Raw genomic sequence first — 24,625 nt, forward strand, 5'->3', positions numbered from 1 at the left:
CCTAGTCTGTCTTTTCAACTAAAACAAGTAGTTATTAACATCTACAGTATTTCTGAAACTTTATAGCAAACAAATTCTAAAAAACGCTCATCAGCTTCTGTAAAAGGATCAGGAGTATTAGAATCGATGTCTATTTGTCCAATGTTTTCTCCGTTAATAAAAATAGGGATCACAATTTCAGCTTTTACAGTAATACTACATGCAATATAATTGTCTTGTGCTGTTACATCTGGAACAACAAAATTTTGGTTGCTTAATGCTACTTGACCGCAAATACCTTTACCAAAAGGGATGATAGTGTGGTCTGTAGGTTCGCCAACGTATGGTCCAAGTTTTAGTTCGTTCTTATCTCCATTTTTAAAATAAAAACCAACCCAATTGTAATATTCTATATTGGTTTCAAGTAATTGACAGATTTGTAATAATTTTTCATCTGTTAATAATGTAGTATCAGAAACTATAGTTTCAACTTGAGATTTTAATCTTTCAAAAGCCATTTGTACAATTTTTTTGGTAAAAGTATTTAAAAAGGTGTAATTTCAACCTTTAAAAAATCATAAAATATTTCTTTTTTATATTGAAAGCTTTAATTATTAAATACAAGCCTGTAATTAAATTTATATTCACTTTTTTGATTGTCTATGGTGTCTTATCTGTTGCTTATAATTATTATTTGGATGCTTCTAAGGACGGGAAATACTATCCAGATTTTATTACAAATTTAGTAGCTAACCAATCCAAGGATTTATTAGAAAATGTTGGGTATTCTACACAGGTTTTGCCACATCCAGATGAGCCTTCTGTAAAATTAATAATTAATGGTAAATATCTAGCTAGAGTAATAGAAGGTTGTAATGGAACAAGTATTATTATTTTATTTATATCTTTTATAATTGCTTTTTCTGGACAATTCAAAACAACTTTGTTTTACATTTTGGCTGGAAGTGTTTTGATTTATATAGTTAATTTACTGCGCATTGTTATTTTAAGTATTGGATTGTATCATTATCCATGGAGAAGAGAGGAATTACATACAGTTGTTTTTCCTGCAATTATTTACGGGATGGTTTTTTTACTTTGGATGTTTTGGGTTAATCGTTTTTCTAAAGTCAATAAATCTAATGGGTAAATTTTATAAATATATATGGATTTCTTTACTATTTGCTTTACTGGTTTTAGTGAGGTGGTTTGAAAAGGATATTTTTTATGATCCGTATTTATTGTTTTTTCAAAATGATTATCTATATATAGATTCTCCAAGACAAGAAGTTTTAAAATTAGTAGCTTTTACAAGTCTTCGATTTTTTATAAACACTATTTTATCCTTACTAATTTTGTACTTCTTTTTTAAAGATAAAAGTGTGGTTAAGTTTGCAACTTTTGTTTACTTGGTTTCGTTTGTGATTTTAACGGTTTTTTACCTTTATTTTGTGTTAGAGCCAAAGCAAGAAAACTATTACTTCTTTTTTAATATTAGGCGTTTTTTAATACAGCCTGTTCTATTGCTTTTATTATTACCTGCATTTTTTTATCACAGATTAAAAAAATAGAATGAAATGACCTTTTTTGTTTAATAACCAGTTAGTTGTGTCTTTTATCGTTTAAATTAACACTTATATGTTTTTAATCGGATTATTGTGCATTTCGTCCGTTTTATTGTTTTGTAGCTTTAATTTGAGACTACTTTTGTGTCATAATTGGTTTCTTTGCCCAAGAGATTGATTTGCCCTCAAATAAAACCTTAACCTATGAAGAGAAATATTATATTTTTCAATGCACTTTTTTGTGCTATCTTATTAACCACATCTTTGGTTAATGCTCAAGAATCAGATTTTGATAACGATACTATCGTTGACAGATTAGATGTCGATGATGACAATGATGGTCTTTTAGATACAACAGAATGTCCTGCAATATCTGGAGCAGCAACTCCTGCATCAGATAAAATTTCTTGGGAAATAGATCAATTCAAAGTTTTTACAATTGGAAATAATACAAATGGACTTGGATATCAAGAATCTGGATTCCAAAAAGAAGTTTATGATAGAGGTCAACCTTTAACAGTTTTAAATGGAGCTTCAGATTATTCTTTTCCTTCAACTTCTTGGGATGACGGATCAGCAAATTCTAGTGTTGGTACATTTGCTAATGGAACAATGACTTTTCAGGATAATGATTATGTTTATAGATCTTGGGATATAGACGAATTTAGATCAACTACTTATGGCGCAGCAATGTCTGGAGATAGTGGGTCAGGAGTATATATATATCCAGAATCTGGTTCTCAAACTGGAGATTATTATGATGTATTTATAAATTTTACAGAGCCTGTAGCATCTTTTAGTTTTGATTTTGTCGATGCATATGATACTAACACAGATACAGCAGTTGTTAATTATGAAGTTTATGCAGATGGTACTTTGGTAGCTTACTTTAGTAATGCATATTTAGGAGATGATGCAACAGGTAATATTAATTTATACGATGCAGCAGGTACCTTAAAAGGTTCTGTACTTGCTGGTCAAAATATAGAAAATACAATTGGATTTGTAACTAGTGATCCTGTTAGTCAGGTTACTATTAGACATATTATTATCTCTGGAGGATTAGAACCAGATACGCATGATCCACATGGATTAGATACTTTTGCATATAGCTTTTTATGTAAAGAGCAATTAGATATTGATGTTGATAATGATGGAATCCCTGATAATGTTGAAGCTCAAGAAACACTTAATTATTTGCCTCCAAGTGGTGTCGTTAGGACTAGTGGTGCTTCTATTGGATTATATACAAACTATGGAACTGGGTTAATGCCAGTAAATACTGATAATACAGATTTACCTGATTATTTAGATACAGATACTGATAATGATGGGATTTTAGATAGAGATGAAAATGGACATGTTTATAACATTTTTAGTTCTGCTGATACTGATGATGATGGATTGGTTAATATATTTGATGAAGAAAGTTCTGTTTTTGATTCTAACGATGAGGTTTCTGTTGGTGATACAGCAGATTTAGTAAAATCGTTTGGAGATTTAGATAGCGATGTATCTTCTGGTGGAGACTTAGATTTTAGAGATGATAAAACAATAATTATTGGTTCTAGTACTGTTGATTTTGATGGTGAAGACGATTATTTAGATACGCCTAACTTTATAAGTAATTGGACAGAAGCGACTATTATGGGATGGGTTAAAATAGATGGTGATAATAATTATTTGCCAGACTTGTTTAGTATTGCAGGACAAGAAAATATAAGATTGTATATTAGTAGTGGTAGGACTCCAAACTTTGTAGTATTAACTCAGCAACAAATAACTACCTCTGGTAGTAATTATCCTCCAAATAATTTTACGGTAGCACCAGATTATTCTTTAGGTTTGACTATTGAAAGTGGTTTATGGTATCATATAGCAGGAGTTTTTGATGCATCAACATCTACAATAAAGTTATATGTAAATGGAGAATTAGTAGGAACAGAAACTGATCCAGACTTAAATTCTGAATTGTTAACTAAAAACATGGATGGATCTTCTCATATATACTCTGGAAGAGAGTTTACAATTGGTAGATATCCAACTAATACTAGTTTTGCTGGTTTTGGACACTTAGACGGAAATATTGATGAGGTTAGAGTATTTCAAAAAGCTTTATCTACAGATCAATTACAAAGTATTGTATATCAAGAAATTGAGAATAACTTAGGTTATTTAAAAGGAACTGTTATAGATAAAGATATATTAGATTTTACAACTTCAGAGCGTGTACAATGGTCATCATTAGAAGCGTATTACCCAATGACTAATATTGTAGATGGTATTACTTATGACGAATCTAATTCTTCACGTAATTTAACATTACACCATATTAATACTGTACAGCCTCAAACTGCTCCAATGCCTTATGAGACTATTACTGATGGAGCTTGGACTACAGAAAGTACTTGGTTGCATGGTGATGTTTGGGATATCGAAGATTTACCAAACAAGGATTGGTCTATTGTGCATGTTAAAGATAATGTAACAACAAGTGGATCTCATACTAACTTAGGTTTAATGATAGATTCAAACAAGACTTTGACTGTAACAGGTGATAATCAAGTAAAAAACAGATGGTACTTAGAGCTTGATGGAACATTAGATTTAATGGGTGACTCTCAACTTGTTCAAACTGATTGGAGTGATTTAGAAATAACAAGTGCTGGTAAATTATTAAGAAGACAAGAAGGTACAAATAATGTATATAGATATAACTATTGGAGTTCTCCAGTAGGTGCACAGAGTACTGTGTCAAATAACACCAACTTTAAAGTTAATATGCTTAACGATGCAAATGGAGATTTACAGTTTACTTCAGGTACTACACCTGCAACAACAACCCCAGCTACATTAAGTACATATTGGTTATATACCTATAAAAACGGAGTAACATATTATCAATGGGCTCCTTTAACTGAAACTTCAGATATCGAACCAGGAGTTGGATACACACAAAAAGGAACAGGTGTTGGTAGTACGGATTTTCAATATATTTTTGAAGGGAAGCCAAATAATGGAGATATTTTAATTAATGTAAATGATGCTGGAGGACCTGGTTCTGTTGGAGGAGTTTCTAAAACTAAGTATCTATTAGGTAATCCATATCCTTCTGCTATTGATGCAAATGCTTTTATAGATGATAATGTTGGTTTAATAAATGGAGCATTATATTTCTGGGAGCAATGGGCAGGAAATAGTCATGTGTTAGATCAATACGAAGGTGGTTATGCTACTTTAAACAAAGTTGGAGGTGTTAAAGCATATCAATTTGTAGGTTTAAATGGCGCAAATAATGGAGTGCAAAGCGGAACAAAAACACCAAAAAGATATATTCCTGTTGCGCAAGGGTTTCAGGCAGAAATAATAGGTAGTGGAGATGTTGAGTTTAATAACGACCAAAGAGTCTTTAAAAAAGAAGCTACAAACGAATCTCAATTTTTAAGAACTAACAATACTACCACTCAAGAAACAAGTGATACAGATTTACAAGTTATTAGATTAGGGTTTGAAACATCAAGTAATTTAAATAGAGAGTTATTACTTGCATTTGGTAACAACACATCAGACAATCAATTTGATTATGGTTATGATGCAAAAGCATCAGAGGTTTTTGCAAATGATTTATTATCTACATTAAATAATGAAAAATATGCAATACAAGCCTACTCGCCAATTCAAAATGATAAAGAAGTAGCATTAGTTTTAAACAGTGACGCATCTGTAACGTATACAATTAAAATGATTGAAACTGAAAACATTGATGCTTCTCAAGAGATTTATTTATACGATACTCTTGAAGGTGTTTATCACGACTTAAGAACTGGAGATTACAATTTTAGTGCTTTAGCTGGTGAGGATGCAGATCGTTTTAAAGTAGTCTTTAACTCTGGTGATGCTTTATCTAACGAAGAGTTTGAGTCAAATAATACTATTTCAATATTTGTAAATAATAATCAAAATCAATTATATATTAAAGGACTTAATCAAGAGGTAAAGGTTTTAAACTTGGTTAATATGTTAGGGCAAAATGTAATGCGTTTATCAAACGTCAATGCAAATCAAGTAGACTCAGGAGTTACTCTTGGTAGTTTAAGTACTGGAGTTTACATTGTTGATGTAACTTTAAAAGATGGAAGAATACTATCTAAAAAGGTTACTATTAATTAAATTAGTTTACTAAAAAAGCCTCAACATTTGTTGAGGCTTTTTTTTTGAATTTTAATAAAGAAATTAGCTTATTAAAATTTTAAGCAGATCAATAAAATTAAACTTTCCAAAACTGATAAATCTTTAAGTAAAGATTATAAATTGTTTTATTCTTCTTATTTGTTAACCTTTTGCTTTTTTTAGCATAAAAAGGAAAACAATATAAACCATGAAAACAGTAAACAATTTAAAAGAGTACCTAGTCTTAATTACATTAGCATTATTTGTAACATCGTGTGAACAATTTGAATTAGAGGAAGAAAACTCTACTCCTCAAAACGAGCAAGTAGAAGGATTTAAAGGTCGAACACATGATAGTGATTTTCCGATTGATGATGTTGAAGTAAAAGAAGCTTTATTTCATATGACATATAGTGGTGATATTTCAGAAGAGGAAGCAAATGCTAAATTTAATTTAGATGTAAAGTCTTTTATGAAAGACTATAAAAAAAACAGCAAAGGGTTTAGTACAGAATGGTTTTATTTTATAGCAACTCATACAGGAAATCAATCTAATAACAATACCGATGATGATGTTTTTGTGGTGACACGTTTTAATACAAACAAGGGAAAAATAAACAGTCATAGGACATTGAATAATTGGGGAGATGATAGAGAAAAAGGAGATTGGGATTATTATTTTTTTAGTACTTACTATCCAAATGAAGCTGTAAGTTGGGTGGAGTGTGATTATGTTTATATTTTTTTAAGTGGTACTGATGGATGGTTTATAACTGACCTTTTTGTGGGAGTCTTTCCGTCCTTTCAATCCGCTTCTTCATATGGTTATTCTAAAATTGTTGCTTATCCAAATGTTTGGTTAGACAACCCTTCTAGTGATCCATGTTGCGATTCTTATAAGAGTAGCAGTAGTTTTGGAAGATTAACTTTTGACTAAAGTTATAGTGTCTGAGAAGTGTATTTAATTAAATAATAATAAATAAAAAAAGCCTCAACATTTGTTAAGGCTTTTTTGTTGTATTTAAAGATGTATTACATCATTCCTGGCATTCCTCCACCCATTGGTGGCATACCACCAGCAGGAGCATCTTCTTTAATATCTATTAAAGCACACTCTGTAGTTAAAATCATACCAGCAACAGAAGCAGCATTTTCTAATGCAATTCTAGTTACTTTTTTAGGATCTATAATTCCAGCTTTAAGCATATCAACGTAAGTTTCTGTTTTAGCATCGTAACCAAAATCTTTTTTACCTTCGCTTACTTTGTTTACAACAACGCTACCTTCTCCACCTGCATTTTCTACAATAGTTCTTAAAGGAGCTTCAATAGCTCTTGCTACAATTTGGATTCCTGTTGTTTCGTCTAAATTTTCTGTTGTAATCTTATCTAAAACAGATTTAGCTCTAACTAATGCAACACCACCACCAGCTACAATACCTTCTTCTACAGCAGCTCTAGTAGCATGTAAAGCATCATCAACACGATCTTTCTTTTCTTTCATTTCTACTTCACTAGCAGCTCCAACATAAAGTACTGCAACTCCACCTGCTAATTTTGCTAGACGTTCTTGTAGTTTTTCCTTGTCATAATCACTAGTTGTTGTTTCAATTTGTGCTTTAATCTGGTTAACTCTGTTTTTTATTAAGCTTTTATCTCCAGCTCCATTTACAATAGTAGTATTGTCTTTGTCTATTGTAATACGTTCTGCAGTACCTAACATTTCTAAAGTAGTATTTTCAAGAGTAAATCCTCTTTCTTCAGATACAACAGTACCACCAGTTAAGATTGCAATATCTTCTAACATTGCTTTTCTACGATCTCCAAATCCAGGTGCTTTTACTGCAGCAATTTTTAGGGATCCTCTTAATTTATTAACTACTAAAGTTGCTAATGCTTCACCATCCACATCTTCTGCAATAATTAATAAAGGTTTTCCTGATTGTGCAACTGGCTCTAAAACAGGCAGTAAGTCCTTCATTGTAGATACTTTTTTATCATACAATAAAATATAAGGGTTTTCTAAATCAGTAATCATTTTATCACTGTTAGTTACAAAATATGGAGATAAGTATCCTCTGTCAAATTGCATTCCTTCAACAATATCTACATAAGTTTCTGTTCCTTTTGCTTCTTCAACAGTTATAACACCTTCTTTTCCTACTTTACCAAAAGCTTTAGCGATTAAATCTCCAATAACATCATCGTTATTTGCAGATATGGAAGCTACTTGTTTGATTTTTTCTGATGAGTTTCCAACTTCTTTAGATTGTTTTCCTAAATCTGTTACAATTGCTTCTACAGCTTTATCAATACCACGTTTTAAATCCATTGGATTTGCTCCAGCTGCAACATTTTTTAAACCTTCTTTTACAATTGCTTGTGCTAAAACAGTAGCAGTTGTTGTTCCGTCACCAGCTAAATCGTTGGTTTTTGAAGCAACTTCCTTTACCATTTGTGCACCCATGTTTTCTAATGGGTTTTCCAGTTCTATTTCTTTTGCAACACTTACACCATCTTTAGTTACTATTGGTGCGCCAAATGAACGACTTATTATAACGTTTCTACCTTTTGGTCCTAATGTTACCTTTACTGCATTTGCTAATGCATCTACACCACGTTTTAATCCGTCGCGAGCTTCAATATCAAATTTTATATCTTTTGCCATGATTTTAATTTTTAATTTGTTATTCCTATGTTGGCAGGAATCTTTTTAATTGAAATTAATTGTTTTATTGAATAGATTTGATTTCGTATCAATTGCGAAATGACAGCTTATATAATAGCCATGATGTCTTCTTCACGCATCATTAAGTATTCTTTACCGTCTAATTTGATTTCAGAACCTGAGTATTTTCCGTAAAGCACAGTGTCTCCAACTTTTACAGTTAAAGGTTCGTCTTTTTTACCGTTTCCTACTGCAACAATAGTTCCTTTGTGTTGTTTTTCTTGAGCTGTATCTGGAATGTATAAACCAGATGCTGTTTGTGTTTCAGCTGGAAGAGCTTCTACCAAAACTCTATCTGCTAGTGGCTTAATGTTTAATTTACCCATTGTATAAATGTTTTAATTGATTATAAAGTTAATTGCTTAAAATTTGTACTAAAAATGTGCCAATAGACTATAACTGACAAACTTGCAGAAACAAAAAATGCCAACTGTATAGTTGGCATTTTTTGTTTATTTATATAAATATTATTAGTCTTTTGCTGGTGCAGGATCAATTACTTTAGCTCCTTCATCAACTGCTGGAGTTGTTGTTGGTGCAGGCGCCTGCACACCATCTGTATTAATTTTAGATTCTGCAGTGTTTCCGTTTCTGTCAATACCTAAGCTTGAAGCTAAAATTAATGCTAATAAGATTGTTGCTAATGTCCAAGTACTTTTATCTAAAAAGTCTGTTGTTTTTTTAACACCACCTAATTGTTGTGTTCCACCTCCTCCAAAAGAAGAAGATAATCCTCCACCTTTAGGGTTTTGTACCATTATTACTACTACTAGTAGAAATGCTACTACTACGATTAAGATTAAAAAGATTGCAAATGTGCTCATTATAATAGTGTATTTATTCTTGTAATTTTTTTATTGCTTTAATTTGGTCTGCAAAGAAACCACTTTTTTCTGGATATTTCAAACTTAAAATTTTATAAGATTGAATGGCTTTTTTATAGTTTTTTTGTTCGACATAAATTCTGGCTAAAGTTTCTGTCATTAATGCTTCTGGTTGAATCATTTGTGCTTTAGCAATATTGTGGGTTGAGGTGCTTGTTTTTTTTGCCTCTAACTTTGGGTTTTTAGTTATAAATTGATCTATTAATTCAAACTTTTTTTCGCGATCAAGATTAATTTCTTCGTTTGCTGTTTCTTTTGTTTCTGACCTATCAATAGGTTTAAAGCTTGTTAAAGTTAACCACTCATTAAAGCTGTGCGTTTCAGATTTATCAAATTGTAATGGCTTGCCTAAGTTTAAAAATGTTTCGGCATCATTTGTATTAAAGTTTGATGGGCTGTCTGTAGCGTCTTCTATTTTTTCTTCTTCATCTAAATTAAAATTAGCGATTTGCTGTTTTTCAATTTTAGGTTGAAATAATTCAGGGTCTACTGTTTGTCTTGTTGCTTCAATTTGATGCTTTAAGGCATCGTCAATTGTGACGCTTTTATTAATCGAAATATCTTCAGCTAAAACTTCTAGACTATTAATATAGTCTGTGTTTTGTTTTATGTATTCGGATATTTTATTTTGATTAAAGGTATCTGAAGTTATAAAATCAAACAAAATACTTCTATCTGTTGTATAGGCTGCAGTAGTTTTTAATGCTTGATTGTATTTAAAACTGTCTTTGTTTTTTAATCCTTTAAGGTGAATAGCTCTAGCTGATTGAAAATAAGGAAACTCATCCAAAATAGTATCCAATACGTTAGTCTGTTCTGGACTGACTAATTTTGGTTTTTGGAGTAAGTTTGTTAATTCTTGGCTAGTCATTTTTAATTACCAGTTTGCTAGTGATGCGTTAAAAATATCTTGTGTTAAGCGTTCAAAAATTTCTTCAAAAGCTGTTGCTTTAATTGTGCTAGTTAATAATTCACTTCCTTCATAGTCATAAAAAAAAGAGAATGATTTTTCAAAATCTTTTTCGTCATCTTTTTTGTTATAAAATCTAACTTTTACACCTATAGTTAATCTGTTTTGCGCAGCAGTACTGCTTGATGTTGCTGTAGTAGGAGAGATGCGATATTCTGTAATTTCTCCTTCATAAACTAAGTCTCCATTAGAGTTTACTAAACTTAAACTAGTTTGATTTTGTATTAAGTCTTGTAGTGAAATTGTAAAATCACGTTCTAAACCAGGTTCTATTAATGCTGCATTATTCTGAAAGTAATTTACTTGAAATGTTTTAGCCTCACCTATGTCTGCTCCTGTAAAAGAATAGGCACCACAACCTATAAGTGTTGTCATTATTAAGGCTAGTAAACTGTATTTTAAATATTTCATTTGTGTTTTTTCTAAATAACGACGTTTTACAAATCAAATTGCTTAATTTTTCTATAAAGTGTACGTTCGCTTATTCCTAGCTCGTCTGCAGCTAATTTACGTTTGCCTTTGTGACGCTCTAAAGATTTTTTTATTAATTCTAATTCTTTATCGTGTAATGATAAGGTTTCTTCTTCTTCAATCTCTTCAGCAAAATGATATTTATCACTTACGTCTGTGGTCTCAAAAGTAGTTTTTGGATTAGAATTTTGAGTTATTGAAAGAACTTCTGGGTTGTCTGAGTATTCTTCAAACTGAGAATCACTTTCGTTTTCTCCATAAATTTTCTGAATCAACGTCTCATTGTCTTTTTGTACATCTGTTACATTGCCATTTTTCATTAACTCCATGGTAAGCTTTTTTAGATCGTTTAAATCTGCTTTCATGTCAAACAATACTTTGTACAATATTTCTCGTTCGCTACTAAAATCGCTTTCGGATTTTGTAGTATTTATTACAGCAGGTAGGTTGCTTCCGCTTGGTAAATAGCTATGTAATGTTGGTGCGCTAATAGTACGATTTTGTTCTAAAACAGAAATTTGTTCTGCAACATTACGTAACTGTCTAATATTTCCGCTCCAGCGATATTTTATTAAAAGTTGTACTGCATCGTCAGTTAACTTAATAGTTGGCATTTTGTATTTTAAAGCAAAATCACTAGCAAATTTTCTGAATAATATATGTATATCCTCCTTACGTTCTCTTAAAGGCGGAAGGTTGATGTCTACAGTACTTAGTCTGTAATAAAGGTCTTCTCTAAATTTTTCTTTTTTAATAGCATCAAACATGTTTACGTTTGTAGCTGCTACAATACGCACATCTGTTTTTTGAACTTTACTGGATCCAACTTTAATAAATTCTCCATTTTCTAAAACACGTAATAAACGTACTTGGGTTGTTAGTGGCAGTTCTCCAACTTCGTCTAAAAAAATGGTTCCACCATCTGCAACTTCAAAATAACCGTTTCTGGTTGCTGTTGCACCAGTAAAAGCGCCTTTTTCGTGTCCAAAAAGCTCGCTATCTATTGTCCCTTCTGGAATTGCACCACAGTTTACAGCAATGTATTTACCGTGTTTTCTGTGAGATAACTGATGGATTATTTTTGGAATACTTTCTTTTCCAACACCACTTTCTCCAGTTACCAATACAGAAATATCTGTTGGCGACACTTGAATTGATTTTTCAATAGCACGATTTAAACCTGGACTATTTCCAATAATTCCGAAACGTTGTTTTATGGATTGAATGGATTCCATTTTATTTTAAATATTTTTTAGTTTACGTAGTTAAAAGTTTCTTCTTGTACTAAATCTACTCCGTCTAATGAAAATGTTCCGTTTCTAGTTGTAATTCTGTCAGAAGCATTATAAGTAATCATAAACGTAACAGTACTACCATCTGCAGTTACAGAGTTCCAATTGTTTGTACTATGAAACTGTACAATTGCTGGTCCTGCTTCTGCATCATAATCGTCATCTAAAATAGTTAGCCAATATTGGTCACTAAAACCGTCTTTTAAAGGGTTTGTGAAACTGTCAAAACCATAGGTTGTATTGTTGTCGTTTTCTCCAGAGGAGATAACAGTTGTACAGTTTCCGTTAGCGTCATATGTTAAGTTTTCTAATTGAATGCTTAATCCAGCTTCAAAAGATTCCTTTTGTATTAATCTTCCAGAAGTGTCTGTTGTATAAACAGTTGTTGTTGGGTTTCCTGCTTCTGTTTTTGTAATTTCATTTCCTGAAGTAGTAAAAGTGTAGGTGTAATCTTCTGCATCATCTTGAAAATCATCAAACATTATTTCAGTGATATTATCTCCAGAATAAGAAATATTTGTTTGGTTTATTTGTGTTGTGCCTTCAAAGTTTTTTGAAGATATAATTTTACCATTGCTATCTCTTTGTATAGTTCCTGTTGCAGCTATTGTTTGACCAAAAAAAACAGTGTCAACATCAAGATCTGAAACTTTATTGTCTGTATTAAATGTAAAGTCTGTATTTATGGTAATTGGCCCTAAAAACGGGATTTCTGTATCTACATCAAAAGTGTAACTTGATAATTGTAAGTCGTTACTGCTGCTACCTCCACCAGTTCCTCCTGTACCACCTGTACCAGTTCCTCCATCAACACCTAAAAATTCACCTTCTAAAGGTTCGTTTTCGCAAGCAGTAAATAAGCTTAATGACAATACTATTAAAAATAATTTTTTCATGATTTAGTTATTTTATTTCGCCTTAGCGATAATTGTTTAATTATTATTATTTGAAAACTCAACAGCTTCACCTATTAGTGTTGCTTTTGTGCAATCTGTTACGTTAACTTTTACAAAATCCCCTACTTTATAGTTTTGTTTAGGAAATACAACAACTATATTGTGTTGCGTACGTCCTGACCATTGTTGGTTAGATTTTTTAGATTCTCTTTCTACTAAAACTTCAACAGTAGTATTTAAAAACTGTCTAGTTCTGTATTCACTATGTTTAAGTTGTAAAGCAATAATCTCGCTTAAACGTCTACTTTTTTCTTTTTCAGGTATATCGTCTTCAAATTTACGTTCTGCTAAGGTCCCTGGACGTTCTGAGTATGTAAACATATAACCAAAGTTGTACTTTACATATTCCATTAAGCTTAATGTATCTTGATGATCTTGTTCTGTTTCGGTTGGAAAACCAGCAATCATATCTTGGCTAATAGCACAACCAGGAATAATTTTTTTAATATTATCTATTAACGTAAAATATTCTTCGCGTGTATGTAAACGATTCATTGCTTTTAGTATCCTATTACTTCCACTTTGTACTGGTAAATGTATATGATTACATATGTTATCATATTTAGCCATCATTTTTATAACTTCAAGATGCATGTCTTGAGGATTTGATGTGCTAAAACGAATACGCATATTAGGTTGTGCTTTTGCGCACAACTCTAATAGCTTGGCAAAATCTGTTGCTGTCGCTTTTTCTATATCAGACGCTTTTTCAAAATCTTTTTTAAGTCCTCCTCCATACCAAAGGTAACTGTCTACGTTTTGTCCTAAAAGGGTGATTTCTTTATAGCCTTTAGTCCATAAATCATTAACTTCTTCAATAATACTTTGTGGATCACGACTACGTTCTCTTCCTCTAGTAAATGGAACAACGCAAAAAGTACACATGTTGTCGCAACCTCTAGTTATAGATACTAAAGCAGTTACACCATTAGTGTTTAAACGTACAGGACTAATGTCTCCATAGGTTTCGTCTTTAGATAGTACTACGTTAATTGCATCACGTCCTTCGTCTACTTCTGCAATTAAATTAGGTAAGTCTTTATAAGCATCAGGACCAACAACTAAGTCTACAATTTTTTCTTCTTCTAAAAATTTACTTTTTAATCGTTCTGCCATGCAACCTAAAACACCAACCTTCATTTTAGGGTTAAGATCTCTTTTTACTGCATTATATTTTTCTAAACGTTTTCTAACGGTTTGTTCTGCTTTATCTCTAATAGAGCAGGTGTTGACTAAAACTAAATCTGCTTCTTCTAGATTTTGTGTGGTGTTAAAACCTTCGTTTTGAAGTATTGAAGCAACAATCTCGCTGTCACTAAAATTCATAGAACAACCATAGCTTTCTATAAAAAGTTTTTTTGCATTCTCTTTTTTTAAAGGAATTGCTAGTGCCTCTCCTTGTTTAGTTTCGTCTATTGTCTTTTCCATAAATATATTGAAATCACTCACCTTCAATAAGCGTGCAAAGATAGTAATTTTTTAAAAATCTGACAATCTGACAGACTTAAAATTTAAGCTAAAACTTATAAAATTAGGAAGATAAATTTTTTTTGATATACCTTTGCACTCACAAAAATCGAAGAATGGCGAAGAATTTAGTAATAGTAGAGTCACCAGCAAAAGCAAAAACGATAGAAAAATTTCTTGGAAAAGATTTTAAAGTCGAGTCTAGTTTTGGACATATTGCAGACTTGCCTTCTAAAGAATTAGGAGTAGATGTAGAAGGCGATTTTGATCCAAAATATGAGGTGTCTTCAGACAAAAAAGCCTTAGTTAAAAAATTAAAAGCTTTAGCTAAAAAAGCCGAAATGGTTTGGTTAGCAAGTGATGAGGATCGAGAAGGAGAAGCTATAGCATGGCACTTAGCAGAGTCTTTAGATTTAGATAAAGAGAAGACTAAACGTATTGTGTTTCATGAGATTACTAAAGCTGCAATCCAAAAAGCAGTAGAAAATCCAAGACAAATAGATTATGACTTAGTAGATGCACAACAAGCACGTCGTGTATTAGATAGAATTGTAGGTTATGAATTGTCTCCTGTTTTATGGCGTAAAGTAAAAGGAGGTTTATCTGCTGGACGTGTACAATCTGTGTCTGTTAGATTAATTGTAGAAAGAGAAAGAGCTATACAAGATTTTAAACCTGTTGCTTCATATAGAGTAGATGCAGAGTTTTCTAACGTAACTGGTCAGTCTTTTAAAGCAAAGCTTCCAAAGACATTTGCAACAAAAAAAGAAGCTTTAGATTTTTTAAATAAAAACGCATCTGCAGATTTTAAAGTAGCAGATTTAACAAAAAAGCCAGCAAAAAAGAAACCTGCTGCACCTTTTACTACATCAACATTGCAACAAGAAGCATCGCGTAAATTATATTTTTCTGTAAGTAAGACTATGACTATGGCTCAGCGTTTGTATGAAGCTGGACTGATTACTTATATGAGAACAGATAGTGTTAATTTATCTGATGAAGCACGTAAAGGAGCAGAAAAAGAAATTGTAGAAGCTTATGGAAAAGAATATAGTAACGAACGTAATTTTAAAGGAAAATCTAAAGGAGCTCAAGAAGCTCACGAAGCGATTAGACCTACAAATTTTGCTGTACATACTGCAGGTTTAGATTATGATCAAACAAGATTATATGAGTTGATTTGGAAACGTGCAATTGCCTCTCAAATGAGTGATGCAGATTTAGAGCGTACCAATGTTAAAATTGAAGCTAATACGCATAATCAAACCTTTACTGCAAATGGAGAGGTTATAAAATTTGATGGATTTTTAAAAGTCTATTTAGAAGGTACTGATGATGAAGATTTAGAGCAAGAAGGAATGCTACCTGCAATGAAGACTAATGATACGTTGTTAAATAAATACATAACAGCTACAGAGCGTTACACACGTGCACCTTACAGGTTTACGGAAGCATCTTTAGTAAAGCAGTTAGAAGAGCTTGGTATTGGTCGTCCGTCTACTTATGCACCTACAATTTCTACAATTCAAAACAGAAATTATGTAGAAAAGGGAACAGTTGAAGGAGCAGAGCGTGAGTATACTCAATTAGTGTTAGAGTCAGGAAGCGTAAAAGATAATATGTTGACTGAAAAAGTAGGCTCTGATAAAGGAAAATTAGTGCCAACAGATATTGGTACAATTGTAACGGACTTTTTGGTTAATCATTTTGAAAGTATTTTAGATTACAATTTTACTGCAAAAGTAGAAAACCAGTTTGACGACATTGCAGAAGGTAAAGAAGACTGGAAAAAAATGATGAAAAATTTCTATAAGAAGTTTCATCCAGTTGTTGTAGATGTTCAGGAAAATGCAGATAGAGAGTCTGGAGAACGTATTTTAGGAAAAGACCCAAAAACAGGAAAACAAGTTAGTGTGCGTTTAGGTAAATTTGGACCAATGGTACAAAAAGGTACTGTAGATGATGAAGAAAAACCAACCTTTGCAAGCTTAGGGCCAGACCAACAATTAAGTAGTATTACCTATGAAGAGGCAATGGACTTATTTAAGTTGCCAAAACAATTAGGAGAATATAAAGGAGAAGAAGTGGAGGTTAATAACGGACGCTTTGGACCTTATGTTAAATTTGGAAAAAAGTTTGTGTCATTAGCACCAGGACAAGACCCATTAAGTTTAGAAATGGACGAAGCTATTGAACTTATAAAAGAAAAAGAAATTGCAGATGCACCAGTACATGATTATAAAGATCATGGAGTAACTAAAGGAAAAGGACGATTTGGACCATTTATTAAATGGAATGGTTTGTTTATTAATGTAAATAAAAAATACGATTGGGATACATTGTCAAAAGCAGAAATGGAAGAGCTTATTGATGCTAAAATCCAAAAAGAGATTGATAAAGTTGTTCATAATTGGGAAGAAGAAGGCATACGTGTAGAAAAAGCACGTTGGGGAAGACATAATATATTAAAAGGTAAAACAAAAATTGAATTACCAAAAACGGTTGATGCAGCAGCTTTAACTTTGGAAGAAGTAAAAGATATAATTGAAAAGAAGGCACCTAAAAAGAAAGCTAAAGCAAAAAAAAAGCCAGCAACAAAGAAAAAAGCGACAGCAAAAAAGAAATAATATAAATGAATTTTAATTTTCTTTCACCAGTTTCAGATACTGTTTTGGCACATAATCAATTATTGTCGCCACTTTGTCTAGGTCGAAAAATTAAAATACACTCAGCCCAACAAGGAATACCAGATTTAGATACTATAAATATTGTTATCCTAGGAGTTTTAGAAAACAGAAATGACGTTAATTATATTGGAGAAGAATTCAATTTAAACGAAATAAGAAAATCTTTATATACTCTTTTTCCAGGAAGTTGGGGAACATCTATTGCAGATCTAGGAGATATTGAAAAAGGAGAAAGTGTTGAGGATACTTATTTTGCTTTAAAAGAAACACTAGCTATATTAATTAAAAAAAGAATTATTCCTATAATAATTGGAGGAAGTCAAGACTTAACCTATGCAAATTATCGTGCTTATGATAGTTTAATGCCAATGGTTAATGTTGTTAATGTAGATAAGTCCTTTGATTTAGGAGATTCTTCAAAGCCAATAAAAAACAAAAGCTTTGTTGGTAAGGTGATTTTAGACCAACCATATAATCTTTTTAATTATTCAACAATAGGTTATCAAACTTATTTTAATAGTCAAGAAGAAATAGATTTAATGGAGCGTTTATATTTTGAGTCTTATAGATTAGGAGAGGTTTCAAATGATATAACATTAGTAGAGCCAGTAATGAGAGATGCAAATATTGTCTCTGTAGACTTAAGTGTTTTAAAAGCAGCAGAAGTAAGTTTAAAGCAAAAAGTGTCGCCTAATGGATTGGATGGTAAAGAAATTTGTGCTGTTGCACGTTATGCAGGAATAAGTAATAAGGTATCATCTTTTGGAATTTATGAATATAAACCATCACATGATGATGAAATTACTTCAATGTTAATTTCGCAAATCATTTGGTATTTTATAGAAGGAGTTAACTGTAGAGTTAAAGATGATGACTTTTCAGATGATGAAAATCACCAAAAATTCATTACTTTTGCCGAATCGCACGAATTGATTTTTTATAAAAGTACAAAAACAGGACGCTGGTGGATAGAAATACCATTTTTAGCAAATGTTAATAATAAATTAAAAAAGCATACGTTATTACCTTGCACGCATCAAGATTATTTAGATGCATGCAACGATAAAATACCGGAAAGATGGTATAAAGCGTATCAAAAGAATAGTGTTTAACAGCACTAGACGAACAGATAAACAACCTTTTACATCGTTCAAATGTTAAATTTTTACGACGAAATGTAATTTTTTTTAGTTAAAAAGTTGTTTTTTAGGAAATATATAAATATGTTTACGCTCTTAAAAAAATTAAGAGTATTAAATTAACCTCGAGTTTTCAATGAATATGAAGAAGTTTGTATTATTAACAGCGGTTTTCGCACTATTAGTAAGTTGTGGATCAAAAGACAAAGGTCAACTAGTAGGTGCTAAGGGAAAAAAGTGGCACCCAGAAAAACCTTATGGTATGACATTAGTACCAGGTGGAGCATTTATTATGGGTAAAGCAGACGATGATCTAGCAGGAATCCAAGATGCACCAGCCAAAACAGTAACTGTAGCATCTTTTTACATGGATGAAACAGAAATTACAAATAGCGAGTATCGTCAATTTGTAGAATGGGTAAGAGACTCAACTATTCGTACTAAGTTAGCTATTTTAGCTGATGAAGTTGGTATGACTCAAGATGATGGAGGAATTGGAGAATTTGCATTTAAAGATGCAGATACAACAGATTCTTCTGCTTATGAGAAGTATATGCTAGATAATTATAGCGGATTAGGAGAAACTGGATACGAAGGTAGAAAGTTAAACCATGATGTAGATTTAGTATTTGATACTGCAGATTATCCAGATGAGTATTATGTAGAAGTAATGGATACAATGTATTTACCATTAGAAGAATCTTATAATGGTCAACGTACTTGGGATGTTACTAAATTTAAATTCCAATATACTTACATGGATATTGCTAAAGCAGCAAAAAACAAAAAATTAAGACGTAAAGATGTTATTATAAGAGAAGAAGTAGAAATCTATCCAGATACAACTGCTTGGATTAGAGATTTTGCATACTCTTATAACGAGCCAATGCATAATGACTATTTCTGGCATGATGCATATAGTGACTATCCTGTAGTTGGTGTATCTTGGCAACAAGCAAAAGCATTTTGCGAGTGGAGAACAAAACATCATAATGATTACAGAAGATCAAGAAAAATCCATAATGTAGCACGTTACAGATTACCATCAGAAGCACAGTGGGAATACGCTGCTAGAGGAGGTCTTCAAGCTGCAACATACCCTTGGGGTGAACCTTATGCTAAAAACGACAGAGGTTGTTTTATGGCTAACTTCAAACCATTACGTGGTGATTATGCAGCAGATCAATCTTTATATACAGTAGAAGCTGATGCTTACGAGCCTAATGACTTTAACTTATATAATATGGCAGGAAACGTATCAGAATGGGTAGACTCATCATACGATCCAGCTTCATATGAATATGCATCTACAATTAATCCAAGTGTAAATGATCCAAGTAATAAACGTAAAGTTGTACGTGGTGGATCTTGGAAAGATGTTGCTTACTACTTACAAGTAAGTTCTAGAGATTATGAGTATTCAGATTCTGCAAGAAGCTACATTGGTTTCAGAACAGTACAAGATTACATGGGAACAGATATTACAGCTAACGCAAGAAAATAATAAATTAATATACCTACTTAATAATTAAACTTAACAACTAAAAACTTAGAAATTATGGCACAAAAAGGAAAAATCACAGTAACTAATATGATCTACGGATTAGGAGCAGCAATCGTAATTGTAGGAGCTTTATTTAAAATCCAACACTGGCCTTATGGTTCAGAAATCCTAACACTAGGTATGATTGTAGAAGCACTGGTATTTACATATTCAGCTTTTGAAAGACAACAATCAGATTTAGATTGGTCTTTAGTTTACCCTGAATTAGCAGGTGGTCAAATGACTGGAAAAAAAGCTAAAAAAGAAGAGCCAAAAGATGCAGAAGGATTATTATCTAAAAAATTAGATAGCTTATTAAAAGATGCTAAAATTGACGGAGAATTAATGTCAAGTTTAGGAGAAAGCATTAGAAACTTTGAAGGAGCAGCAAAAGGAATCTCTCCAACTGTAGACTCTATGGCTGCAACAAAAAAATATGGTGAAGAAATGTCATTAGCAGCAGCGCAAATGGAATCTTTAAATAGCCTTTATAAAGTACAAATGGAAAGTGCTAGTCGCCAAGCTTCAATTAATGAAGAAGCTGTTGAAAACGCAACTAAATTAAAAGAGCAAATGCAATCTTTAGCATCTAACTTATCTTCTTTAAATGGAGTATATGGTGGAATGTTAACTGCAATGAACAAAAACTAATTAGTAATTAGTATCAACTAATATTAATAACTCAAAAAACTAATTAGACATGGCAGGAGGAAAAGCATCTGCAAGGCAGAAAATGATTAACTTGATGTATTTAGTATTCATCGCAATGATGGCAATGAATATGTCAAAAGAAGTACTATCAGCATTTGGATTGATGGACTCAAAGTTTGCAGAATCTAATGATATAGCTACAGAAAAAAATGGCGCATTATTAGCAGATTTAGAAACTAAAGCTGAGGAGAAAAAAGAAGAGTTTGCTGTACCATTCAACAAGGCAACTCAAGTTAATGCTGTTTCAGATAAATTTTATAAGTACATAGGTACTTTAAAAGCAGACTTATTAAGAGAAGGAAAATATGCAGTAGATCCTGAAACTGGTAAGTTACCATTTGAAGCAATGGATAAAACTGATATTTTAGACGAAATGTGGTTTACTGGTGATCGTGAAACTAAAAAAGGTCAAGAAGTATTAGCTAATATTTCAAAATATAAAGAGGATATTAAAGCAATTCTTGGTACAGATGTAAAATATAAAAAAGCAATCGAGAGTTTAGATAAGCGTTTTTCTACCGAAGAACAATTAACTAAAGACGGAATTAAAAAGAGTTGGTTAAATTATAATTTTCAAGGCTTTCCAGCTATAGCATCATTTACAAAGCTTACAGCAATACAAAATGATGTGAAAATGACAGAAGCTAACATGTTTAATTTATTCTTAGGGAATAGTTTAGATGAGGCAGTTTCTTTAAAGAAGTATCAAGCAATTGTATTAGCAGACAAATCTGCGTTTTTTGCAGGAGAAAAATTTCAAGGAAAGGTTGTTTTAGGAAAATACGCTAATGTAACTCCAACTAAATTATCTGTTCAAGGTAGAGAAATTGATATAGCTAAAGCTGTAGATTCTACAGGAGCAGCAAAATTAGATTTCAATGTTGGTAATGTTGGAGAGCATGATCTTAAAGGTACTTTTACTTTCTTAGAAGATGGTAAGCCTTTAGAAATTCCAATAGTTGGTAATTACGTTGTGGTTCCAAGACCAAACTCTGCAACAATTTCTGCAGATAAAATGAATGTTGTATATAGAGGTGTACCTAACCCTATGACAATTTCTTTTGCTGGTGTACCAGATAATAAAGTAAGTGCTTCAGGTTCAGGATTATCTAAAGCGAGTGGTGTTGGAAAATATACTATGAATCCTGGTTCAGGTAATGAAGTGACAATTAGTGTTACTGCTAAGCTTGATGATGGTTCTAGTGCATCTGATAAAGCTACATTTAGAATTAAAGATATTCCTAAACCATCAGGTACAATTGCTGGAAAGTCAGAAGGTTCTTTACCAAGAAACAATGTTGAAATTGGTACTATTAAAGCAGTCTTAGAAGACTTTGATTTTAATTTACCATTAACAGTAACTTCATTTAAATTTAAAGTTCCTGGACAAGCAACAGTTAGAGTAAATGGAAGCAAACTTAATGGAGCTGCAAAAGCTGCTTTAAGAAAAGCTAGACGTGGTGACGCAGTTCAGATTTTTGATATTAAATCTAAAGCAAATTCTAGTGTAAGAATTAAACCATCAAGCCCAATTGCAATTGAGCTGTCTAACTAATCAAAATAGTTGATTAATAAATTAAAAAACAAATTTCAGATGAATTATAAATCTTTGTTAGCAGTCGTATTTGGTGTAGCGTTTATCGCTCAAGTCAATGCGCAATCTAATATTCTTAATGCTAAATCTCCAGAAGAGATTGGTGTAAGAACAGAAGAACAAAAAGCGTTAGATAACGACAAACCTCTAGAATACGGTTACGTTGATGATAGAGATATTATGTTTGCTAAAATGACTTGGGAAAAAGTTGTTTTGGATGAGCGTGTAAACTTCCCATTATACTATCCTGTGGATACAAATAATATTGGAAGCGAAAGACGTTCGTTATTTGATGTGTTAACAAAAGCAATAGACGATGGTAAAATAGAAAACGTATATAACGATTCTTATTTTACAGGTTTACGTACTAAAAAGGAATTAGCAGAAATTAGAACAGCTGTAGATACTATGGATATTGGATACGATCAGTTAAATGCTGATGGTTATGTAGATCCAGAATATATTACTACTGTAACTATTTCTTCTTATGATGTTTCTGCTTACTTAATTAAAGGTCTTTGGTATTTTGATAAGCGTCAAGGTGAATTAAAATATAGATTATTAGGTATAGCTCCAGCAGCAGCAGATGTTAATTATATTAACTCTAATGACGAAGCTAATAAAGAGCCTATTCCTTTATTCTGGTTGTTTTATCCAGATGTAAGAGATATTTTACATGAAGCCAAAGCGTTTAATGCTAAAAATAGTGCAATGCCTTTCTCTTTTGATCACTTATTAAACTCAAGACGTTTTAACAGTGTTATTTACAAAGAAGAAAATGTGTTTGGAGACCGTAAAGTTGAAGAGTATGTTGCAGAAAATGCATTAATGCAATTATTAGAATCTGAAAGAATAAAAGAAAAAATTAGAAACTTCGAGTTGGACATGTGGTCATACTAAAAGTATTGATTTTATAATATTCAAAAACGCTCACTTTTTAAGTGAGCGTTTTTTTTATTTGTTATTCTTTCCTTAGTAGGATTAAGCATATAAATTATATTTTTGTAATATGGAAGTAGATTATATTGTTGTTGGTTGTGGTTTGGCTGGAGTTTCTTTTTGCGAAAAATTAAAAGAAAACAATAAGTCTTTTGTTGTCTTTGATAATAACTCTCAACAGTCATCAATTGTCGCAGGAGGATTATACAATCCAGTAACTTTAAAAAGATTTACTCCAGTCTGGAAAAGCGAAGAGCAACTAAATGTGGCTTTACCACTTTACAATGCTCTAGAAGATGTTTTAAAGGTAAAGTTAGATTATAAAATTTCTGTTAAAAGACGTTTTACCTCTCTTGAAGAGCAAAACAATTGGTTTGCAGCTTCAGATAAAATAGGTCTAAAACCATTTTTAAATACTTCACTTCAAGAAAATACAAACCCTTTTATTAATGCAGATTTTAAATTAGGCGAAGTTTTTAAAACTGGAAGATTAGATACTAAATTATTAATAGAACATTATAAAAAACACTTAGCAAGTAATAACCAATTACTAGTTGAAGCTTTTAACCATGATGTACTTGTTACAGAAAATAATAAGATAAGTTATAAAACTATTACTGCAAAACAGATTGTATTTGCTGAAGGTTTTGGGATTAAACAAAACCCCTTTTTTAAAGATTTACCATTAAATGGTACTAAAGGTCAATTGTTAACTATTTATGCACCAGAGTTAAAGTTAGACTATGTATTAAAATCTAGTGTATTTGTAATACCGCAAGGACAAGATGTTTATACTGTAGGCTCAACGTATGAGCAAAAAGACAAAACCAATACAATTACACAAGATGCAAGAGAAATGCTTTTAAACAAGCTAAAAACATTTATAAAATGCGATTTTGAAGTGCTTAATCAAGTTGCAGGAGTAAGACCTACGGTAAAAGATAGAAAGCCATTAATTGGGAGGCACCAAACTAATAAAAACATGTATTTATTAAATGGACTAGGATCAAGAGGTGTTATGATTAGTCCATATGTTTCAAACCAACTGTATAATTTTATTGAAAATAATATTCCAATAGATAAAGAGATTGATTGCTCAAGGTTTTATTAAACCTTGAATTATTTTTTAGGTTTGGCTGCTAAATTTTTATCATAACTCATAAAAATATTAATCCAAATATTTCTAGATAGCCTAATAATTATTGGGTAAAACGCTAACATAGTAACAACAATAGTAATAAAAGCAGTATTTAAGGATGTTTTTAATAATAAATAACTAATTACAAAAGCAGCAACTGCAAACGCAATTCCAACACCATAACTAACATACATCGATCCATAAAAAAAGGAAGGCTCAATCATATACTTAGTGTTACAATTACTACAACGCTCATGCATTTTAAACAATTTGCTTAATTTATACGGATTAGGTTCTGTGTACATAAATTCTTCATGACACTTAGGACATTTTCCAGTAAAAATCCCATATAATTTAGAGCCTTTTTTAAACATAATAATTGTGTACTTTTGC

General features: G+C 31.7%; 21 protein-coding genes. 11 read left to right on the top strand and 10 right to left on the bottom strand.

The features are described 5' to 3' along the window. Positions 1–41: 41 nt before the first annotated feature. Positions 42–497, bottom strand: a complete 456-nt coding sequence (locus tag SJY17_RS07260) for a GAF domain-containing protein (protein ID WP_397364837.1) — start codon at positions 495–497, stop codon at positions 42–44. Positions 498–577: 80 nt separating this feature from the next. Here SJY17_RS07260 and xrtF point away from each other — a divergent pair, with 80 nt between their 5' ends. The 4 genes from xrtF (at position 578) to SJY17_RS07280 (ending at position 6,651) form a co-directional block, all read left to right on the top strand. Next, positions 578–1,129: an exosortase family protein XrtF gene (gene xrtF / locus SJY17_RS07265; protein ID WP_397364838.1), complete on the top strand. Its 552-nt coding sequence runs from the start codon at positions 578–580 to the stop codon at positions 1,127–1,129. Next, positions 1,122–1,550, top strand: coding sequence for an exosortase F system-associated membrane protein (locus SJY17_RS07270; protein ID WP_397364839.1), 429 nt, complete (start codon positions 1,122–1,124; stop codon positions 1,548–1,550). Before xrtF ends, SJY17_RS07270 begins: the two co-directional genes overlap by 8 nt. A 198-nt stretch (positions 1,551–1,748) precedes the next feature. Then, positions 1,749–5,714 (top strand): LamG-like jellyroll fold domain-containing protein, encoded by a 3,966-nt coding sequence (locus SJY17_RS07275; protein ID WP_397364840.1) that lies wholly within the window; start codon positions 1,749–1,751, stop codon positions 5,712–5,714. A gap of 208 nt (positions 5,715–5,922) precedes the next feature. Next, positions 5,923–6,651, top strand: coding sequence for a hypothetical protein (locus tag SJY17_RS07280; protein ID WP_397364841.1), 729 nt, complete (start codon positions 5,923–5,925; stop codon positions 6,649–6,651). A 95-nt stretch (positions 6,652–6,746) separates the two neighbouring features. Here SJY17_RS07280 and groL read toward each other — a convergent pair whose 3' ends face one another. The 8 genes from groL to miaB form a co-directional block, all read right to left on the bottom strand. After that, positions 6,747–8,381 carry a chaperonin GroEL gene (gene groL, locus SJY17_RS07285; RefSeq protein WP_397364842.1) on the bottom strand — a complete coding sequence of 545 codons (1,635 nt, stop codon included), beginning with the start codon at positions 8,379–8,381 and terminating at the stop codon, positions 6,747–6,749. Between the two features lie 107 nt (positions 8,382–8,488). After that, positions 8,489–8,767, bottom strand: coding sequence for a co-chaperone GroES (gene groES, locus SJY17_RS07290; protein ID WP_397364843.1), 279 nt, complete (start codon positions 8,765–8,767; stop codon positions 8,489–8,491). Between the two features lie 144 nt (positions 8,768–8,911). Further along, positions 8,912–9,265 carry a preprotein translocase subunit SecG gene (gene secG, locus SJY17_RS07295; protein WP_397364844.1) on the bottom strand — a complete coding sequence of 118 codons (354 nt, stop codon included), beginning with the start codon at positions 9,263–9,265 and terminating at the stop codon, positions 8,912–8,914. Between the two features lie 13 nt (positions 9,266–9,278). After that, complete coding sequence (locus SJY17_RS07300; RefSeq protein WP_397364845.1) at positions 9,279–10,196, bottom strand: hypothetical protein; 918 nt, start codon at positions 10,194–10,196, stop codon at positions 9,279–9,281. A gap of 6 nt (positions 10,197–10,202) precedes the next feature. Continuing rightward, positions 10,203–10,706, bottom strand: a complete 504-nt coding sequence (locus SJY17_RS07305; protein WP_397364846.1) for an LptE family protein — start codon at positions 10,704–10,706, stop codon at positions 10,203–10,205. A gap of 26 nt (positions 10,707–10,732) precedes the next feature. Continuing rightward, complete coding sequence (locus SJY17_RS07310; protein WP_397364847.1) at positions 10,733–12,001, bottom strand: sigma-54 interaction domain-containing protein; 1,269 nt, start codon at positions 11,999–12,001, stop codon at positions 10,733–10,735. A gap of 17 nt (positions 12,002–12,018) precedes the next feature. Continuing rightward, positions 12,019–12,954, bottom strand: coding sequence for a hypothetical protein (locus SJY17_RS07315; RefSeq protein WP_397364848.1), 936 nt, complete (start codon positions 12,952–12,954; stop codon positions 12,019–12,021). Between the two features lie 36 nt (positions 12,955–12,990). Beyond that, the gene (miaB, locus tag SJY17_RS07320; RefSeq protein ID WP_397364849.1) at positions 12,991–14,442 is read right to left on the bottom strand and encodes a tRNA (N6-isopentenyl adenosine(37)-C2)-methylthiotransferase MiaB; all 1,452 of its coding nucleotides are present in this window, start codon (positions 14,440–14,442) and stop codon (positions 12,991–12,993) included. Between the two features lie 155 nt (positions 14,443–14,597). Between miaB and topA the strand changes: the two genes are divergently transcribed. The 7 genes from topA to SJY17_RS07355 all read left to right on the top strand — a co-directional run bounded on the left by topA (position 14,598) and on the right by SJY17_RS07355 (position 24,205). Further along, positions 14,598–17,108: a type I DNA topoisomerase gene (gene topA, locus SJY17_RS07325; protein WP_397364850.1), complete on the top strand. Its 2,511-nt coding sequence runs from the start codon at positions 14,598–14,600 to the stop codon at positions 17,106–17,108. A 5-nt stretch (positions 17,109–17,113) separates the two neighbouring features. Beyond that, complete coding sequence (locus SJY17_RS07330; protein WP_397361907.1) at positions 17,114–18,280, top strand: formimidoylglutamase; 1,167 nt, start codon at positions 17,114–17,116, stop codon at positions 18,278–18,280. Positions 18,281–18,443: 163 nt separating this feature from the next. Next, complete coding sequence (gene gldK / locus SJY17_RS07335; protein WP_397361908.1) at positions 18,444–19,811, top strand: gliding motility lipoprotein GldK; 1,368 nt, start codon at positions 18,444–18,446, stop codon at positions 19,809–19,811. A gap of 54 nt (positions 19,812–19,865) precedes the next feature. Continuing rightward, complete coding sequence (gldL, locus tag SJY17_RS07340) at positions 19,866–20,501, top strand: gliding motility protein GldL (RefSeq protein ID WP_397361909.1); 636 nt, start codon at positions 19,866–19,868, stop codon at positions 20,499–20,501. Between the two features lie 49 nt (positions 20,502–20,550). Further along, entirely contained in the window at positions 20,551–22,116 is a 1,566-nt protein-coding gene (gldM, locus tag SJY17_RS07345; protein ID WP_397361910.1) for a gliding motility protein GldM, read from the top strand. A 39-nt stretch (positions 22,117–22,155) separates the two neighbouring features. Then, complete coding sequence (gene gldN, locus SJY17_RS07350; RefSeq protein WP_397361911.1) at positions 22,156–23,055, top strand: gliding motility protein GldN; 900 nt, start codon at positions 22,156–22,158, stop codon at positions 23,053–23,055. 109 nt (positions 23,056–23,164) lie between these two features. Next, on the top strand, positions 23,165–24,205 hold the full coding sequence (locus tag SJY17_RS07355; protein ID WP_397361912.1) for an NAD(P)/FAD-dependent oxidoreductase: 1,041 nt from the start codon (positions 23,165–23,167) through the stop codon (positions 24,203–24,205). 8 nt (positions 24,206–24,213) lie between these two features. On the opposite strand, the gene SJY17_RS07360 is transcribed toward SJY17_RS07355, so the two are convergent. Continuing rightward, positions 24,214–24,606, bottom strand: coding sequence for a DUF983 domain-containing protein (locus SJY17_RS07360; protein WP_397361913.1), 393 nt, complete (start codon positions 24,604–24,606; stop codon positions 24,214–24,216). Positions 24,607–24,625: the final 19 nt, after the last annotated feature.

Source organism: Olleya sp. R77988 (assembly GCF_044594215.1).
Taxonomy (GTDB): domain Bacteria; phylum Bacteroidota; class Bacteroidia; order Flavobacteriales; family Flavobacteriaceae; genus Olleya.

Bases quoted from the DNA above. Each gene is read 5' to 3' on its own strand.
- gldM (WP_397361910.1), top strand. From the start codon at position 20,551: ATGGCAGGAGGAAAAGCATCTGCAAGGCAGAAAATGATTAACTTGATG.
- secG (WP_397364844.1), bottom strand. From the start codon at position 9,265: ATGAGCACATTTGCAATCTTTTTAATCTTAATCGTAGTAGTAGCATTT.
- SJY17_RS07300 (WP_397364845.1), bottom strand. From the start codon at position 10,196: ATGACTAGCCAAGAATTAACAAACTTACTCCAAAAACCAAAATTAGTC.
- gldL (WP_397361909.1), top strand. From the start codon at position 19,866: ATGGCACAAAAAGGAAAAATCACAGTAACTAATATGATCTACGGATTA.
- SJY17_RS07315 (WP_397364848.1), bottom strand. From the start codon at position 12,954: ATGAAAAAATTATTTTTAATAGTATTGTCATTAAGCTTATTTACTGCT.
- SJY17_RS07260 (WP_397364837.1), bottom strand. From the start codon at position 497: ATGGCTTTTGAAAGATTAAAATCTCAAGTTGAAACTATAGTTTCTGAT.
- SJY17_RS07355 (WP_397361912.1), top strand. From the start codon at position 23,165: ATGGAAGTAGATTATATTGTTGTTGGTTGTGGTTTGGCTGGAGTTTCT.
- SJY17_RS07360 (WP_397361913.1), bottom strand. From the start codon at position 24,606: ATGTTTAAAAAAGGCTCTAAATTATATGGGATTTTTACTGGAAAATGT.
- miaB (WP_397364849.1), bottom strand. From the start codon at position 14,442: ATGGAAAAGACAATAGACGAAACTAAACAAGGAGAGGCACTAGCAATT.
- gldN (WP_397361911.1), top strand. From the start codon at position 22,156: ATGAATTATAAATCTTTGTTAGCAGTCGTATTTGGTGTAGCGTTTATC.
- topA (WP_397364850.1), top strand. From the start codon at position 14,598: ATGGCGAAGAATTTAGTAATAGTAGAGTCACCAGCAAAAGCAAAAACG.
- SJY17_RS07305 (WP_397364846.1), bottom strand. From the start codon at position 10,706: ATGAAATATTTAAAATACAGTTTACTAGCCTTAATAATGACAACACTT.
- SJY17_RS07275 (WP_397364840.1), top strand. From the start codon at position 1,749: ATGAAGAGAAATATTATATTTTTCAATGCACTTTTTTGTGCTATCTTA.
- groES (WP_397364843.1), bottom strand. From the start codon at position 8,767: ATGGGTAAATTAAACATTAAGCCACTAGCAGATAGAGTTTTGGTAGAA.
- SJY17_RS07330 (WP_397361907.1), top strand. From the start codon at position 17,114: ATGAATTTTAATTTTCTTTCACCAGTTTCAGATACTGTTTTGGCACAT.
- SJY17_RS07310 (WP_397364847.1), bottom strand. From the start codon at position 12,001: ATGGAATCCATTCAATCCATAAAACAACGTTTCGGAATTATTGGAAAT.
- SJY17_RS07280 (WP_397364841.1), top strand. From the start codon at position 5,923: ATGAAAACAGTAAACAATTTAAAAGAGTACCTAGTCTTAATTACATTA.
- groL (WP_397364842.1), bottom strand. From the start codon at position 8,381: ATGGCAAAAGATATAAAATTTGATATTGAAGCTCGCGACGGATTAAAA.
- SJY17_RS07270 (WP_397364839.1), top strand. From the start codon at position 1,122: ATGGGTAAATTTTATAAATATATATGGATTTCTTTACTATTTGCTTTA.
- gldK (WP_397361908.1), top strand. From the start codon at position 18,444: ATGAATATGAAGAAGTTTGTATTATTAACAGCGGTTTTCGCACTATTA.